Genomic DNA, 14,060 nt, shown 5'->3' with positions numbered 1-14,060 from the left:
GATAAGTGTTGCTAATTTAAATCAGATTACTTTTTTCTTCTTTCAATGATGTACTTCGAAGAATGTTTCTTCGGGGCACGAGTCTTGAGACCCTTAGCGTAAAGACCCTTGCGAGAACGGGGATGACCACCGGAAGCGCGGCCTTCACCACCACCCATGGGGTGATCGACAGGGTTCATGACTACGCCGCGGTTGCGGGGACGACGGCCGAGCCAGCGTGAACGACCTGCTTTACCAGAACGCTCGAGGGAGTGCTCGGAGTTGCCGACAACACCGACAGTGGCGCGACATGCGGCGAGGATCTTGCGGGTTTCACCCGAAGGTAATTTGACGATGGCGTAGGTGCCTTCACGCGATACGAGCTGAGCGAATGTGCCAGCTGAACGGGCCATGAAAGCGCCCTGGCCGGGACGCAACTCAATGTTGTGGATGAGTGTACCTACAGGAATGTTGGCCAAGGGGAGGCAGTTTCCTACTTCCGGCTGAGCCTCGGGTCCTGAAAGAATCTCATCACCAACCTTTAAGCCGTTGGGTGCAATGATGTAAGCTTTAGCACCGTCTTTGTAGTAAAGGAGGGCGATGCGGGCCGAACGGTTAGGATCGTACTCGATGCTCTTTACTACTGCGGGAACACCGTCTTTGGTTCTCTTAAAGTCAATGATGCGATATTTACGCTTGTGGCCACCACCAAGGTAGCGGGTGGTGAGATGGCCTTCGGAGTTACGTCCTCCGGAGGCCTTTTTGCCGACTGTAAGAGATTTTTCCGGTGTAGTAGCAGTGATGGTACCTTTAAATACACCGATAACTTTGTGTCTCTGCCCAGGTGTTGTGGGCTTGAATTTTCTTACTGCCATTTTTTATTTAGATATTGCTATAGAAGTCAATATTCTGTCCTTCGGCAACTGTCACGATGGCTTTCTTCCAAGCGGCGGTCTTGCCACGGAGCAGACCGCTCTTGGTCCAGCGAGACTTGTTCTTGCTGCGGACATTGATGGTGTTTACGCGAACTACCTTTACGCCATAGAGGTTCTCGATGAGCGACTTGATCTGATACTTGTTGGCCTCGGGAGAAACGGCGAAGGTGTAGCGGTTAAGCTTCTCAGTGAGATTGCTTGCCTTCTCTGTTACGATGGGTTTGATTGAGATTTCCATTGTTGCTGCTGTTTTCTCTGGTGAGGTTAAAGTTTATTAATGAAATCAAGGCTGCTCTCGGTTACGATAACAGCGTTGGAGTTCATGAGCGCGTAAGTGTTGAGATCCGATGCAGCCATTGTAGAGGCATCGGGAACATTACGGGCCGACAAAGTTACGTTTTTATTTTGACCCGGTAAAACGAGCAGGATTTTTTTGCCCTCAACTTTAAGATTTTTAGCAAAATTTACGAAATCTTTAGTCTTCGGAGCCTCGAAGTTGAAGTCTTCAACGACGATGAGCTGAGAATCCTGAACTTTATAGGTCAACGCACTCTTGCGGGCGAGCTGCTTCACTTTCTTATTCAACTTGAAGCGATAGTCACGGGGACGGGGACCGAACACGCGGCCACCACCTACGAGGACGGGTGAGTTGATGTCACCGATACGGCTGCCGCCGCCACCCTTCTGCTTGTGGAGCTTGCGGGTCGAACCTGAAACTTCGCTGCGTTCCTTGGATTTGTGAGTACCCTGACGCTGATTGGCGAGATACTGCTTCACATCGAGATAAACGGCGTGCTCGTTTGCATCTACTGCAAAAACTTCGTCGCTGAGCTGTGCCTTGCGACCGGTGTCTTCACCTTTGATATTGTAAATTGCGACTTCCATTATTTCTCAATTAAAACGATTGAACCTTTACTTCCGGGGATTGAGCCTTTGATGAGGAGCAGGTTGTGGTCTGCGATCACCTTAAGCACCTGGAGGTTTTGAATTGTCACTTTCTCGTTGCCCATCTGGCCTGCCATGCGCATGCCTTTGAACACCTTTGCGGGATATGAGCAGGCGCCGACCGAACCGGGAGCGCGAAGGCGGTTGTGCTGACCGTGGGTGCTCTGGCCTACACCACCGAAACCGTGGCGCTTAACCACACCCTGGAAACCTTTACCCTTCGAGGTACCCTGGATGTCGACGAAGTCATTCTCGTTGAAGAGGTCAACGGTGATGGTGTCACCGAGATTGTACTCGCCGTCAAATCCTTTGAACTCGGCCAAGTGGCGCTGGGGAGCTACTCCGGCTTTCTTGAAGTGACCGGCGAGAGGTGCAGTTGTGTGCTTGTCCTTCTTCTCTACGAAGCCAAGCTGCACGGCCTCATAACCGTCTTTGTCAGCCGTCTTAATCTGAGTAACTACGCAGGGGCCTACTTCGATAACAGTGCACGGCACGTTCTTGCCGTCGGCACTGAAAACGGATGTCATTCCGATTTTCTTTCCTAATAATCCTGGCATTTCTCTTTGATTTAAAAATGTGAACTGTTGTGGGAGTTTGTTGTGATTTTACTTAATCTTTCGGTATTTAATATCTACCCGGTTGATTACACCTTGATTTCTACTTCTACGCCTGAGGGAAGTTCGAGCTTCATGAGAGCGTCGACGGTCTTGCCGGTCGAATTGTGAATGTCGATAAGACGCTTGTAGGACGAAAGCTGGAACTGCTCGCGTGACTTCTTGTTGACGAAAGTCGAGCGGTTGACGGTGAAGACGCGGCGGTGAGTGGGCAGCGGAATAGGTCCGCTGATCACTGCGCCGGTAGCTTTTACGGTCTTCACAATCTTCTCGGCCGACTTGTCAACCAAGTTGTAATCATAAGATTTAAGTTTGATTCTGATTGTTTGGTCCATATCTTTTGTTGAATGAAAGTGTTTGTCTTACTTGATGAGGTCAACACGGCCCTGGCATTCGGTGAGAACAGCCTTAGCGATAGAGCTGCTTACCTCTGCATAGTGGCTGAATGTCATGGTTGAGGTTGCACGGCCTGAAGTGATGGTACGGAGGGCAGTCACATAACCGAACATTTCGGCAAGAGGAGCCTTGGCCTTCACGATGCGGGCACCGCTGCGGCTTGTTTCCATACCTTCAACCTGACCACGACGCTTGTTGAGGTCACCAATAACGTCACCCATGCTCTCTTCGGGAGTAACGACCTCTACCTTGAAGATAGGTTCGAGGAGCACGGGACCTGCCTTCTCAGAAGCCTTCTTGAAGGCCTGGATGGCACAGAGCTCGAATGAAAGCTGATCCGAGTCAACCGGGTGGAAAGAACCGTCGATGACAGTCACCTTGAGACGATCGAGGGGATAGCCTGCAAGCACACCGTTCTTCATAGCGGTTGTGAAGCCCTTCTGGATAGAGGGGATGAATTCCTTAGGAATGTTACCACCCTTGACCTCGTCAACAAACTGGAGTGAACCTTCGAAATCGTCATCAGCAGGTTCAACACGGACGATGATGTCAGCGAACTTACCGCGACCACCGGTCTGCTTCTTGAACACTTCGCGGAGTTCAACAGGCTTGGTGATGGCTTCCTTGTAAGTTACCTGAGGACGGCCCTGGTTACATTCAACCTTGAACTCGCGACGGAGACGGTCGATGATGATGTCGAGGTGAAGCTCACCCATACCGGAGATGACGGTCTGGCCGGTTTCCTCATTGGTCTCAACGCGGAATGTGGGGTCTTCCTCAGCAAGCTTCTGGAGACCGACGCCGAGTTTGTCGAGGTCCTTCTGAGTCTTGGGCTCAACTGCGATACCGATAACGGGCTCGGGGAATTCCATAGCTTCGAGAACGATAGGATGGTTCTCGTCGCAGAGGGTGTCACCTGTGCGGATATCCTTGAAACCTACACCTGCGCCGATATCACCGCAGTCGATTGATTCCTTAGCGTTCTGCTTGTTGGAGTGCATCTGGAACAGACGGCTCACGCGCTCTTTCTTGCCTGAACGGCTGTTGAGAACGTAGCTGCCGGCAACGACGTCGCCTGAGTAAACGCGGAAGAATGTGAGACGGCCAACGTAGGGGTCGGTTGCGATCTTGAATGCGAGAGCACACATGGGAGCTTCCGAAGAGGGCTCGCGGGTCTCAACCTGCTCGGGATCCTCAGGATTGGTTCCTTCAACTGCACCTGAGTCAACGGGGCTGGGGAGGTAAGCGCAGACAGCGTCGAGGAGACACTGAACGCCCTTGTTCTTGAATGAAGAACCGCAAATCATGGGGACAACCTCCATCTTGAGGGTTGCGTTGCGGAGAGCGCGACGGATCTCATCCTCAGTGATAGTTGAGGGATCGTCGAAATATTTCTCCATGAGAGCGTCGTCGAATTCGGCGATCTTCTCAAGCATCTTGTCACGCCATTCTTCTGCTTCCTCAACGAGACCGGCAGGAATATCCTCGATAGAGTAGTCGGCACCCATTGATTCGTCATGCCAGAAGAGAGCCTTCATTCTGATAAGGTCAACCACACCCTTGAATGTCTCCTCAGCTCCGACAGGAATCTGGATGGGACAGGGGTTGGCACCGAGAACGTCCTTGAGCTGGCGTACAACTTCAAAGAAGTTTGCACCTGAACGGTCCATCTTGTTGACGTAACCGATACGGGGCACGTTGTACTTGTCAGCCTGACGCCATACAGTCTCTGACTGGGGCTCAACACCACCTACGGCGCAGAATGTAGCGACAGCGCCGTCGAGCACACGGAGTGAACGTTCAACTTCCACAGTGAAGTCGACGTGTCCCGGAGTGTCAATAAGGTTGATCTTGAACTGGTCACCGGCATACTTCCAGAAAGTGGTGGTAGCGGCAGAGGTGATTGTGATACCACGCTCCTGCTCCTGCTCCATCCAGTCCATGGTGGCTGCGCCGTCATGAACCTCACCGATCTTGTGGGTAAGACCGGTATAGAAGAGGATACGCTCGGAAGTTGTGGTCTTACCGGCATCGATGTGAGCCATGATGCCGATGTTACGGGTATATTTTAAATGTGCGTCTGATTTAGCCATTTTTCTTTGTGAATCTAAATGTTCAATGAAAATATCGTGTTGATTCTCAACCTCGGCTTAGAAGCGGAAGTGAGCGAAAGCACGGTTGGCCTCAGCCATCTTGTGCATATCTTCCTTACGCTTGTATGCACCGCCCTGATCGTTGAATGCGTCTACGATTTCGGCAGCCAGCTTGTCAGCCATGGTCTTGCCGCCACGCTTGCGGGCATAGAGGATAAGGTTTTTCATCGAGATAGATTCCTTACGGTCGGGACGGATTTCGGTAGGAACCTGGAAGGTTGCACCGCCGACGCGACGTGACTTCACTTCCACCTGGGGAGTAACATTCTCGAGAGCCTTTTTCCAAATCTCAAGTGCGGTCTTCTCTTCGTTGGGGAGCTTGGCCTTGACGAGTTCGAGAGCGGAATAGAAGATGGTGTATGAAGTATTCTTCTTTCCGTCATACATGAGATGGTTGACGAACTTCGATACTCTCACGTCATTGAACACGGGATCGGGGAGAATCACCCGTTTCTTAGGTTTTGCTTTTCTCATTTTTAGAGCAAATGTTTTGTTTTTGGTTGCTTGGTTGCTGCATCTTTCATCTTCAACGGCCTCCCCTTGCGGGGCGCCATTTACTCAACCTGTGATTTAGCCTTCCAATCAAATCAAAAACGAGGGGTTAACGACTCGGTTTTTAATTTAATTAATGTTTCAGAAAAGGAGTTTGCGTTGAATTACTTCTTAGCCGCTTTGGGGCGCTTTGCACCATACTTGCTGCGACGCTGTGTACGGTCCTTCACGCCGCTGGTATCGAGTGTACCGCGAACGATGTGGTAACGTACACCGGGGAGGTCCTTAACACGACCGCCGCGAACGAGTACGATTGAGTGTTCCTGAAGATTGTGGCCTTCTCCGGGGATGTAGCTGTTGACTTCCTTGCCGTTGGTAAGGCGCACACGAGCCACCTTACGCATAGCCGAGTTAGGCTTTTTGGGGGTGGTGGTGTACACACGCACACACACGCCACGACGCTGCGGGCATGAATCGAGTGCGGGTGATTTGCTCTTATCTTCAAGAGCCACGCGTCCTTTTCTTACTAATTGCTGAATAGTAGGCATCTTAGTTTATTATTGGTTTATTGAATAATGATTAGAAGTTGTTCTTATCTTTTTCACACATATCCAATCGCCACCCACACCACTGACTCTCAAAGAGTTAACGATGACGTGACGACAGATTGCTCCTAAAAGCGTTGCAAAATTACAACTTATTTTCCTAACTGCCAAACATTTCCGCATTTTTCTTGTTAAACCTTTTTCAACTATTTTCACTTTTCACTCAATTACCCGCCGGGACACTTCCCGACCCCTCGCGGAACGGGCCTTTTTTCACCAAATCAGCGCTTTTTCAACCGTCGGCCAAAGAATTTTCACTCCTTATTTATGTTTTTTCCCTGAGATGCGCTAATTTTGCACTTTAAAACAGTCATGGAGCCGGCGGTTGTCAGTGGTCGCTCCTCTCCATGTCCATGAAAATTACATTCATATCTCTAAATTATATATGGAAAAGAAATTCAAGCGAACCCTTATCACAACTGCCCTCCCCTACGCAAACGGGCCTGTCCACATCGGACACCTCGCCGGAGTATATGTCCCGGCCGACATCTATGCACGCTATCTCCGCCTCCGTGGCGAAGACGTTGTCATGGTCGGCGGCAGTGACGAACATGGTGTGCCCATCACTCTCCGCGCCCGCAAGGAAGGCATCACACCTCAGGAAGTGGTGGACCGCTACCACACAATCATCAAGGACTCGCTTGAAGAACTTGGAGTGAGCTTCGACATATATTCACGCACCACATCCAAACTTCACCACGAGACTGCCTCTGAATTCTTCCGTCACCTCTATGATAAAGGCGAGTTCACGGTCCAGACAGCTCTCCAGCCTTACGATGAAAAATCCGGCGAATTCCTTGCCGACCGTTATGTTGTCGGCACATGCCCCCGCTGCCACAATGAAAATGCCTACGGCGACCAGTGTGAGGCCTGCGGTTCGTCGCTCAATGTGACCGACCTCATCAATCCCCGCTCGGCCCTCACCGGCGAACCCGTCAAGATGCGCGAGACAACCCATTGGTATCTCCCCCTCGACAAGTGGGAACCGAAACTCCGCGAATGGATCCTCGAAGGTCACAAGGAATGGAAGACCAACGTCTACGGCCAGTGCAAATCATGGCTTGATGCCGGTTTGCAGCCTCGCGCCGTCAGCCGCGACCTCAAATGGGGTGTTCCCGTACCCGTGGAAGGCGCTGAAGGCAAAGTCCTCTATGTCTGGTTTGATGCTCCCATCGGCTATATCTCCAACACAAAGGAACTTCTCCCCGACACTTGGGAAAAATACTGGAAGGACCCCGAAAGCCGTATCATCAACTTCATCGGCAAAGACAACATCGTCTTCCACTGCATCGTCTTCCCCTCGATGCTCATGGCCTACGGAGATAACTTCCAGCTCCCCGACAACGTTCCCGCCAACGAATTCCTCAACCTCGAAGGCGACAAGATTTCCACCTCGCGCAACTGGGCTGTATGGCTCCACGAATATCTTCAGGATTTCCCCGGCAAGCAGGATGTGCTCCGCTACGTGCTCACTGCAAATGCTCCCGAAACCAAGGACAACGATTTCACTTGGGCCGACTTCCAGGCACGCAACAACAACGAGCTTGTCGCCATCCTCGGCAACTTCGTCAACCGCGCCGTAGTCCTCACACATAAATACTTTGGCGGAGTCGTTCCCGCACAGGGCGAACTCTCCGAGGCCGACCGCGAGGTCTTTGCTGAACTCACACGCATCAAGGCAGCCCTTTCCGACGCACTCGACACCTTCCATTTCCGCGAAGCCCTCAAACAGGCCATGGAAATAGCCCGCCTCGGCAACCGCTATCTCCAGGAAACCGAGCCGTGGAAACTCGCCAAGACAGATCTCGCCCGCACAGGCACCATCCTCAACGTCGCCCTCCAGCTCTGCGCCAACCTTGCTGTCGCTTTCGAGCCTTTCATCCCCTTCTCAGCCGCCCGACTCGCAAAAATGCTCGGTATGGAGAAACTCGACTGGACTATGCTCGGCCAGACCGACCTCGTCGCTCCCGGCATCGAACTCGCACCCGCCGAGCTCCTCTTCGAGAAAATCGAGGACGCTCAGGTCCAGGCTCAGGTCCAGAAGCTCCTCGACACCAAGAAAGCCAACGAAATCGCAGCTTGGAAAGCTCAGCCTCAGGCCGAGACTGTGGAATTCGACACATTCGCAGCCTGCGATCTCCGTGTCGGCACAGTCCTTGAATGCGAGAAGGTTCCCAAGGCCGACAAGCTGCTCCGCTTCCTCATCGACGACGGTCTTGAGAAACGCACCATCGTCTCCGGTATCGCCAAGTATTACAAACCGGAAGACCTCGTCGGCAAGCAAGTCTGCTTCATCGCCAACCTCGCACCGCGCAAACTCAAAGGCATCGTGTCGGAAGGCATGATTCTTTCCGCTGAGAATTCCGACGGATCAATCGTCCTCCTCAGTCCTTCCGCTCAGGTCGCTCCCGGCGCAAAGATTGGCTGAGACAGCCACTGATATTATCGAACCGTACCTTCCCGACCTTATATGGCAGGGACACTCTTGAAAGCCATGTTCTTTCGGAATGTCCCTGCTTTCACCCTTTTTCAGACTACACTTTTCTCACGTTAACCTTACCACAACACACCCATCCCATGACACAAACACATAAGCCTCGTCTGCTGATCATCTACACGGGCGGAACAATCGGGATGATAGAAAATCCCGAGACACATGCCCTCCAGCCATTCGATTTCAGTCACCTCATCGACAATGTCCCGAAAATAAAGAAACTCGACTACGAAATCGACAACATTCAGTTCACCCCCATCGACTCCAGCGACATGGATCCGGTCGGTTGGGCCGACATCGCAAAAGCCATAGCCGAGAACTATGACCTCTACGACGGCTTTGTCGTGCTTCACGGCACCGACACAATGGCCTACACCGCCTCTGCCCTGTCATTCATGCTCGGCAATCTCCGTAAGCCCGTCATCATCACCGGTTCGCAGCTCCCGATTGGCGAAGTCCGCACCGATGGTGAGGAAAACCTGATTACCGCCCTCCAGATTGCAGCCGCAACCACATTCAACGGTTCCCCTATGGTTCAGGAAGTGGCCATACTTTTCGAGAACTACCTCTGGAGAGGCAACCGCTCCACCAAAATGAGCGCCGACAACTTCAATGCGTTCAAGAGCAATAACTATCCGCAGCTCGCAAAAATCGGTCTCGGCATCCATTACTCCGAAGAAGCCCTCTGGCGACCGACCGAGCGGAAACCATTGCAGCTAAACACCAATATGGAGCACGGTGTCATGTTTCTCGACCTCCATCCCGGCATGACTCAGCAGACCCTCCATCATCTTCTCCACACCCCCGGAATCAAAGGTATAGTCCTCCGTTCCTACGGAGCCGGCAACGCGCCCACCTCTCGTTGGTTCATCGAGGAAATCGCCCAGGCGGTCCAGCGCGGCATAGTGATTGTAAATGTCACCCAATGTGTCAACGGCGGTGTCCACCATCGCCGCTACGTCGCAGGTGACAAACTCGCCAACGCCGGCGTAATCTCCGGCCACGACATGACCTCCGAAGCAGCCATCACAAAACTGATGTATCTCTTCGGCCTTGGCCTCACCCCCTCCGCAGTCGCCACCCGCCTCAACACCGACATCTGCGGCGAAGTCACCCTCTGACCAAAGACTATTTGCCTTATTAGCCCTATTAGGCCTATTAGACTTATTATCCCCAAAAAAAAATTTCACCCCGGAAGCCCATCATGACATCCGGGGTGAAAAATTTTATCATCCAAACAATTCTGTCGAGAGATAGCGCTCTCCCGTATCCGGCAGCAGCACCACTATATTCTTTCCCGCATTCTCCGGCTCTTTCGCCAAAACGGTCGCTGCATGAAGCGCAGCACCGGATGAGATACCGACCAATATTCCTTCAGTATGCGCCAACCGCCTGGTTGCCGAATACGCTTCCTCACTCTCGACTGTGACAACCTTGTCAATCACATTCCTGTCAAGTGTCTCGGGAATAAATCCGGCTCCGATACCTTGGAGCTTGTGAGGGCCGGGCTTTCCTCCGCTGATGACAGCTGAGTCCTTAGGCTCCACAGCCACAATCTCCACCGCAGGGTTCTTGGATTTGAGATACTCCCCTACCCCACTCACAGTCCCACCTGTCCCCACTCCGGCAACAAAGATGTCGACCTTTCCATCAAGCGCATCCCATATCTCCGGACCGGTCGTCGCGCGGTGGACCGCAGGATTGGCAGGATTTGAGAACTGCCCGAGAATCACGGAACCCGGAGTCGTCTTATGCAATTCCTCAGCCTTTGCTATCGCTCCCTTCATGCCCTCCGAACCGGGAGTAAGGACTATCTCAGCACCAAGTGCAGCCAAGAGCTTCCTGCGCTCCACACTCATGGTCTCAGGCATGGTCAGTATGACCTTGTAGCCCTTTGCAGCACCGACCAGTGCAAGCCCGACACCGGTGTTACCGCTCGTCGGCTCGATTATTGTTGCGCCCGGTGCAAGCTTGCCATCCTTCTCGGCTGTGGCAATCATGTTCATAGCCACTCGGTCCTTAACAGAACCTCCAGGATTGAATGCCTCAACCTTGGCGTAAATATCAGCGACAGTTCCTTCCGACCTGTCGTAAGAGTTCAACTTCACCAAAGGCGTATTGCCGATGGTTTCCAGAATGGAATCCACGATTTTCTTCATAAATAAAAAGTATTGACGTTAAATAAAAATTATATTCAATTGTTACAACAGACAATCTCGCCTGCTGTTCACAACCTTCCTTCATCCATATATGAATACGACTGTCTGTGGGCAATTATCACATGGTCGAGCACACGGATGTCAAGATAGGCTGCACCCTCCTTAATCTTACGCGTCAACCGGTCATCCTCCACACTTGGATTGGGATTGCCCGACGGATGGTTATGCACGAGTATGATACCCGAGGCCAGACAGTCGACCGCACGTTTCAACAGCAACTTCACGTCCACGACGGTCCCGGCAGTTCCACCTTGCGAAATGCAACGGCGATACTTAACCTTATTGTTTCTCGAAAGCATCAGCACCCAGAACTCCTCATAGTCCAGTCCCTCCATCGAAGGCGACATCAGAGTGACCACATCGTTGCTCGATCGGATGGTGACATTGCGGTTCTCAGCCATCTGCTCACGGTTGCGACGTCCAAGCTCAAAAGCGGCCGCAAGACATACGGCCTTGGCCGGACCGACACCTTTGTATTTCGACATCAGCTCATCCATCGTCAATCTGGCAAGATTATCAACCCTATCATCGCAATCGCGCAGGATTGAGCGTGCAAGATCCACGACTGACATTCCCGGAATACCGCCGCCAAAAATCAGACCGACAAGCTCCGCATCACTCAATGCGCGTATGCCCTGGCTCAATGCCTTCTCGCGAGGCTTCTCATCATCGCCAAGGTCATGAATACGCCTCGCGACAAAAGGAGAGAGAGTTTCCATATTGTTAATTAAAAAAGATATTAGACTAAAGAAATTTCAATCGAAGAATAAGGAGAATGGCGAATGGTGAATAATGAGAATAAAAGTAGTCATGATTAGAGTTTGAATAGAGAAAGAATAGAGAAAGAATAGAGAAGGAATAGAGAAGGAATTTGAGTAGAGACAGAGTTTGATTGAAGATAGAGCTTGAATGGAGATAAGGCTTGAATGGAGAATATGATAAACAGCAAGCCCACCAAACCCAAGTATTATCTATACTCTATACTTTAATCTCTATACTATAAAAAAAATACTAACGGCCCTTTCTCATCAAAATCTCCTCTTCGACATTCCTGCCCTTACCGAGAAGAATCTTAATCACGAAAGCCTTGATGAACCCGCAACCGTACCCACAAATCTGTATAACGCTTGCCGGAACCGCCTTTGCAGCTATCACCACGGAGCGGGTTGAGATTAGCGCAGTAACGAATATAGCCAAAAGATAAAGTCCGAGAGGAAGCAGGAACCACGGCGACACGAATATTGAAAGCGCAAGCAGAACCACGCCGATGATGACCGCCACGGCAGGCAAAGCATGGACAGCCTTAAGCGAACCGGGATAGAGAAGTTTCAGCGTGATTCTCGACATGCCGAACACATAGACCTGACGCAAAAATTTCTTGAAATCCACCCTGCGCTTATGGTAGACGTAAGCCGAACGGATGAGTGCAACGTTGAAACCGGCCTCTCGGATGCGGGTAGACATATCAATGTCCTCCGAAAACATTTCACGGAAGCCGCCGACCTTTTCATAGACCTTGCGCGAAAATCCCATATTGAACGTGCGCGGGACAAACTTTTCAAGACTGACCTTTCCGCCACGTATTCCACCTGTCGTAAGGAACGATGTCATCGCAAAATTGATAGCCTTCTGCGTGGTCGTGAACGATTCATGCGCAGAGTCAGGGCCTCCGAAACAATCTGTCGGATGCGCGTCGAGTTCGCGTGTCAGAGTTTCAAAATATTCCGGAGGAATGACACAGTCACTGTCAAAGAATATGAAGTAGTCACCCTCGGCACGCTCCATTCCGTGGTTACGGGCTATGGAACGTCCCTCGTTCTCCTTATAGAAATACTTGACGTCGACACCCTGTGTCTCCTTCACAGCGGCTTCGCAAGGAGCCGTCGACCCATCCTCGACAATAACGACCTCAAAATTCTTGAGTGTCTGTCGTGAGAGGCTGTCGAGGAGGTCACGCACCTCGTCAATGCGGTTATAGACCGGTACGATTACCGAAAAGCGCGGAGAGTTGGTTGACTGTTTTTCCATGGCTGTTGTTTATCGTGAGTTCCTTCAGAAAATGCGGTATCAGGACATGCGGTTCTTGTAATCCTCATAGTCGAAACGGCGCAGATAGCTGCATTCACCCTTGCTGTCGCAAAGCACCATTGCAGGATGCTGTATGCCGTTGAACATGGTGGTCTTGACCGTAGTGTAGTGATTCATGTCCTCAAGCGTCAGACGGTCACCGGCCTTCAGCGGCTCGGCAAAACACCAGTCGCCTACATAGTCGCCGCTCAGACATGAATTTCCACCGAGGCGGTAACGCGGAAGCCCCTCCGCCTCCTCGACACTCTCGCTGATGGCAGGTTTATAGGGCATCTCCAGACAATCGGGCATGTGGCAGGCGAAACTTGCGTCGATGATGGCAGTCTTGATTCCCTGATTGTCCACCACGTCGAGCACTTCGGTGATAAGGTCACCCGTGCGCCACATCCACGCGCTGCCGGGTTCCATGACTACATTCAGCCACGGATAGCGCGAACGGAAATCCTTCAGCAGACCGATGAGATGCTCCACGTCGTAACCTTCGCGTGTCATCAGATGGCCTCCGCCGAAATTCACCCATTTAATCTGCTTGAAATACTGTCCGAACTGACTCTCGAAGGCGTCAAGCACCTTGGCCAGATCGTAGCTCGAACTCTCGCACAAGGCATGGAAATGCAAACCCTCTATCCCTTCCGGCAACCCGTCGGAGAGCTGCTCTGCCGTCACGCCGAAACGCGAACCGGGCAATGCCGGATTGTAGATTTCAGTATCAATAACCGAACACTGCGGGTTCACCCTCAGTCCGGGCGAAACTCCGGCTGCAAGCGTGCGCGCACCGTAGCGCTCCCATTGGCTGAGAGAATTGAACGTGAGATGTGTTGCTCTCGAAAGGAATTCATCTATTGTCCCCTCTGTGTAGACAGGGCAATAGACATGAGCCTCCCCACCCAGTTCCTCGTTTCCGAGACGCAGCTCATTGAGCGAACTGGCCGTGAAATCGCGGTTATACTCACGCACGATCGGGAAACTGCGCCAAAGGGCATTCGCCTTGAACGCCATGATGATATTCACCCCGGCTTCACGCTCCACGCGGCTTATCAGTTCAAGGTTGCGACGCATACGGTCTTCATATACTATATAATATGGTGTGGGGAGCTCGTTGGCTTTCATATCAGTTTTTATTAATGGGGGGTAAGTAAG

14 protein-coding genes are annotated in these 14,060 nt (G+C 51.7%); 2 read left to right on the top strand and 12 right to left on the bottom strand.

Annotation, left to right across the window (positions count from 1 at the left end; translation table 11 throughout):
• Nucleotides 1-26: 26 nt before the first annotated feature.
• From rplB to rpsL, 8 genes are all read right to left on the bottom strand, one after another.
• Nucleotides 27-854, bottom strand: coding sequence for a 50S ribosomal protein L2 (gene rplB / locus QZ310_RS03200; protein WP_297070306.1), 828 nt, complete (start codon nucleotides 852-854; stop codon nucleotides 27-29).
• 7 nt (nucleotides 855-861) lie between these two features.
• Nucleotides 862-1,152, bottom strand: coding sequence for a 50S ribosomal protein L23 (gene rplW, locus QZ310_RS03195; RefSeq protein ID WP_297070303.1), 291 nt, complete (start codon nucleotides 1,150-1,152; stop codon nucleotides 862-864).
• 26 nt (nucleotides 1,153-1,178) lie between these two features.
• On the bottom strand, nucleotides 1,179-1,799 hold the full coding sequence (rplD, locus tag QZ310_RS03190) for a 50S ribosomal protein L4 (protein WP_297070300.1): 621 nt from the start codon (nucleotides 1,797-1,799) through the stop codon (nucleotides 1,179-1,181).
• The gene (gene rplC, locus QZ310_RS03185; protein ID WP_297070297.1) at nucleotides 1,799-2,416 is read right to left on the bottom strand and encodes a 50S ribosomal protein L3; all 618 of its coding nucleotides are present in this window, start codon (nucleotides 2,414-2,416) and stop codon (nucleotides 1,799-1,801) included. The genes rplD and rplC overlap by 1 nt, the downstream gene beginning before the upstream one ends.
• A gap of 86 nt (nucleotides 2,417-2,502) precedes the next feature.
• Nucleotides 2,503-2,808, bottom strand: a complete 306-nt coding sequence (rpsJ, locus tag QZ310_RS03180; RefSeq protein WP_107031209.1) for a 30S ribosomal protein S10 — start codon at nucleotides 2,806-2,808, stop codon at nucleotides 2,503-2,505.
• A gap of 27 nt (nucleotides 2,809-2,835) precedes the next feature.
• The gene (gene fusA / locus QZ310_RS03175; RefSeq protein ID WP_297070296.1) at nucleotides 2,836-4,962 is read right to left on the bottom strand and encodes an elongation factor G; all 2,127 of its coding nucleotides are present in this window, start codon (nucleotides 4,960-4,962) and stop codon (nucleotides 2,836-2,838) included.
• 57 nt (nucleotides 4,963-5,019) lie between these two features.
• Nucleotides 5,020-5,496 carry a 30S ribosomal protein S7 gene (gene rpsG / locus QZ310_RS03170; protein ID WP_123615515.1) on the bottom strand — a complete coding sequence of 159 codons (477 nt, stop codon included), beginning with the start codon at nucleotides 5,494-5,496 and terminating at the stop codon, nucleotides 5,020-5,022.
• Between the two features lie 182 nt (nucleotides 5,497-5,678).
• The gene (rpsL, locus tag QZ310_RS03165; protein WP_016562585.1) at nucleotides 5,679-6,062 is read right to left on the bottom strand and encodes a 30S ribosomal protein S12; all 384 of its coding nucleotides are present in this window, start codon (nucleotides 6,060-6,062) and stop codon (nucleotides 5,679-5,681) included.
• Nucleotides 6,063-6,504: 442 nt separating this feature from the next.
• On the opposite strand from rpsL, the gene metG reads away from it, so the two are divergent.
• Together metG and QZ310_RS03155 are read left to right on the top strand one after the other, a co-directional pair.
• Nucleotides 6,505-8,547: a methionine--tRNA ligase gene (metG, locus tag QZ310_RS03160; RefSeq protein ID WP_297070293.1), complete on the top strand. Its 2,043-nt coding sequence runs from the start codon at nucleotides 6,505-6,507 to the stop codon at nucleotides 8,545-8,547.
• Between the two features lie 149 nt (nucleotides 8,548-8,696).
• A complete protein-coding gene (locus QZ310_RS03155) occupies nucleotides 8,697-9,734 on the top strand; it encodes an asparaginase (protein WP_297070290.1) in 1,038 nt (345 codons plus the stop codon).
• A gap of 108 nt (nucleotides 9,735-9,842) precedes the next feature.
• On the opposite strand, the gene cysK is transcribed toward QZ310_RS03155, so the two are convergent.
• The 4 genes from cysK to nspC form a co-directional block, all read right to left on the bottom strand.
• Nucleotides 9,843-10,772 (bottom strand): cysteine synthase A, encoded by a 930-nt coding sequence (gene cysK, locus QZ310_RS03150; RefSeq protein WP_297070288.1) that lies wholly within the window; start codon nucleotides 10,770-10,772, stop codon nucleotides 9,843-9,845.
• Between the two features lie 68 nt (nucleotides 10,773-10,840).
• The gene (radC, locus tag QZ310_RS03145) at nucleotides 10,841-11,551 is read right to left on the bottom strand and encodes a DNA repair protein RadC (RefSeq protein ID WP_297070287.1); all 711 of its coding nucleotides are present in this window, start codon (nucleotides 11,549-11,551) and stop codon (nucleotides 10,841-10,843) included.
• Nucleotides 11,552-11,843: 292 nt separating this feature from the next.
• Nucleotides 11,844-12,860: a glycosyltransferase gene (locus QZ310_RS03140; protein ID WP_297070285.1), complete on the bottom strand. Its 1,017-nt coding sequence runs from the start codon at nucleotides 12,858-12,860 to the stop codon at nucleotides 11,844-11,846.
• Between the two features lie 39 nt (nucleotides 12,861-12,899).
• Entirely contained in the window at nucleotides 12,900-14,030 is a 1,131-nt protein-coding gene (gene nspC / locus QZ310_RS03135) for a carboxynorspermidine decarboxylase (protein ID WP_297070283.1), read from the bottom strand.
• Nucleotides 14,031-14,060: the final 30 nt, after the last annotated feature.

Source organism: uncultured Duncaniella sp. (assembly GCF_910577345.1).
Taxonomy (GTDB): Bacteria; Bacteroidota; Bacteroidia; order Bacteroidales; family Muribaculaceae; genus Duncaniella.
Note: the sequence above shows the minus strand (reverse complement) of the source record. Positions and strands in the feature narration are given on the sequence as shown.

Bases quoted from the DNA above. Each gene is read 5' to 3' on its own strand.
- rplB (WP_297070306.1), bottom strand. From the start codon at position 854: ATGGCAGTAAGAAAATTCAAGCCCACAACACCTGGGCAGAGACACAAA.
- rplW (WP_297070303.1), bottom strand. From the start codon at position 1,152: ATGGAAATCTCAATCAAACCCATCGTAACAGAGAAGGCAAGCAATCTC.
- rplD (WP_297070300.1), bottom strand. From the start codon at position 1,799: ATGGAAGTCGCAATTTACAATATCAAAGGTGAAGACACCGGTCGCAAG.
- rplC (WP_297070297.1), bottom strand. From the start codon at position 2,416: ATGCCAGGATTATTAGGAAAGAAAATCGGAATGACATCCGTTTTCAGT.
- rpsJ (WP_107031209.1), bottom strand. From the start codon at position 2,808: ATGGACCAAACAATCAGAATCAAACTTAAATCTTATGATTACAACTTG.
- fusA (WP_297070296.1), bottom strand. From the start codon at position 4,962: ATGGCTAAATCAGACGCACATTTAAAATATACCCGTAACATCGGCATC.
- rpsG (WP_123615515.1), bottom strand. From the start codon at position 5,496: ATGAGAAAAGCAAAACCTAAGAAACGGGTGATTCTCCCCGATCCCGTG.
- rpsL (WP_016562585.1), bottom strand. From the start codon at position 6,062: ATGCCTACTATTCAGCAATTAGTAAGAAAAGGACGCGTGGCTCTTGAA.
- metG (WP_297070293.1), top strand. From the start codon at position 6,505: ATGGAAAAGAAATTCAAGCGAACCCTTATCACAACTGCCCTCCCCTAC.
- QZ310_RS03155 (WP_297070290.1), top strand. From the start codon at position 8,697: ATGACACAAACACATAAGCCTCGTCTGCTGATCATCTACACGGGCGGA.
- cysK (WP_297070288.1), bottom strand. From the start codon at position 10,772: ATGAAGAAAATCGTGGATTCCATTCTGGAAACCATCGGCAATACGCCT.
- radC (WP_297070287.1), bottom strand. From the start codon at position 11,551: ATGGAAACTCTCTCTCCTTTTGTCGCGAGGCGTATTCATGACCTTGGC.
- QZ310_RS03140 (WP_297070285.1), bottom strand. From the start codon at position 12,860: ATGGAAAAACAGTCAACCAACTCTCCGCGCTTTTCGGTAATCGTACCG.
- nspC (WP_297070283.1), bottom strand. From the start codon at position 14,030: ATGAAAGCCAACGAGCTCCCCACACCATATTATATAGTATATGAAGAC.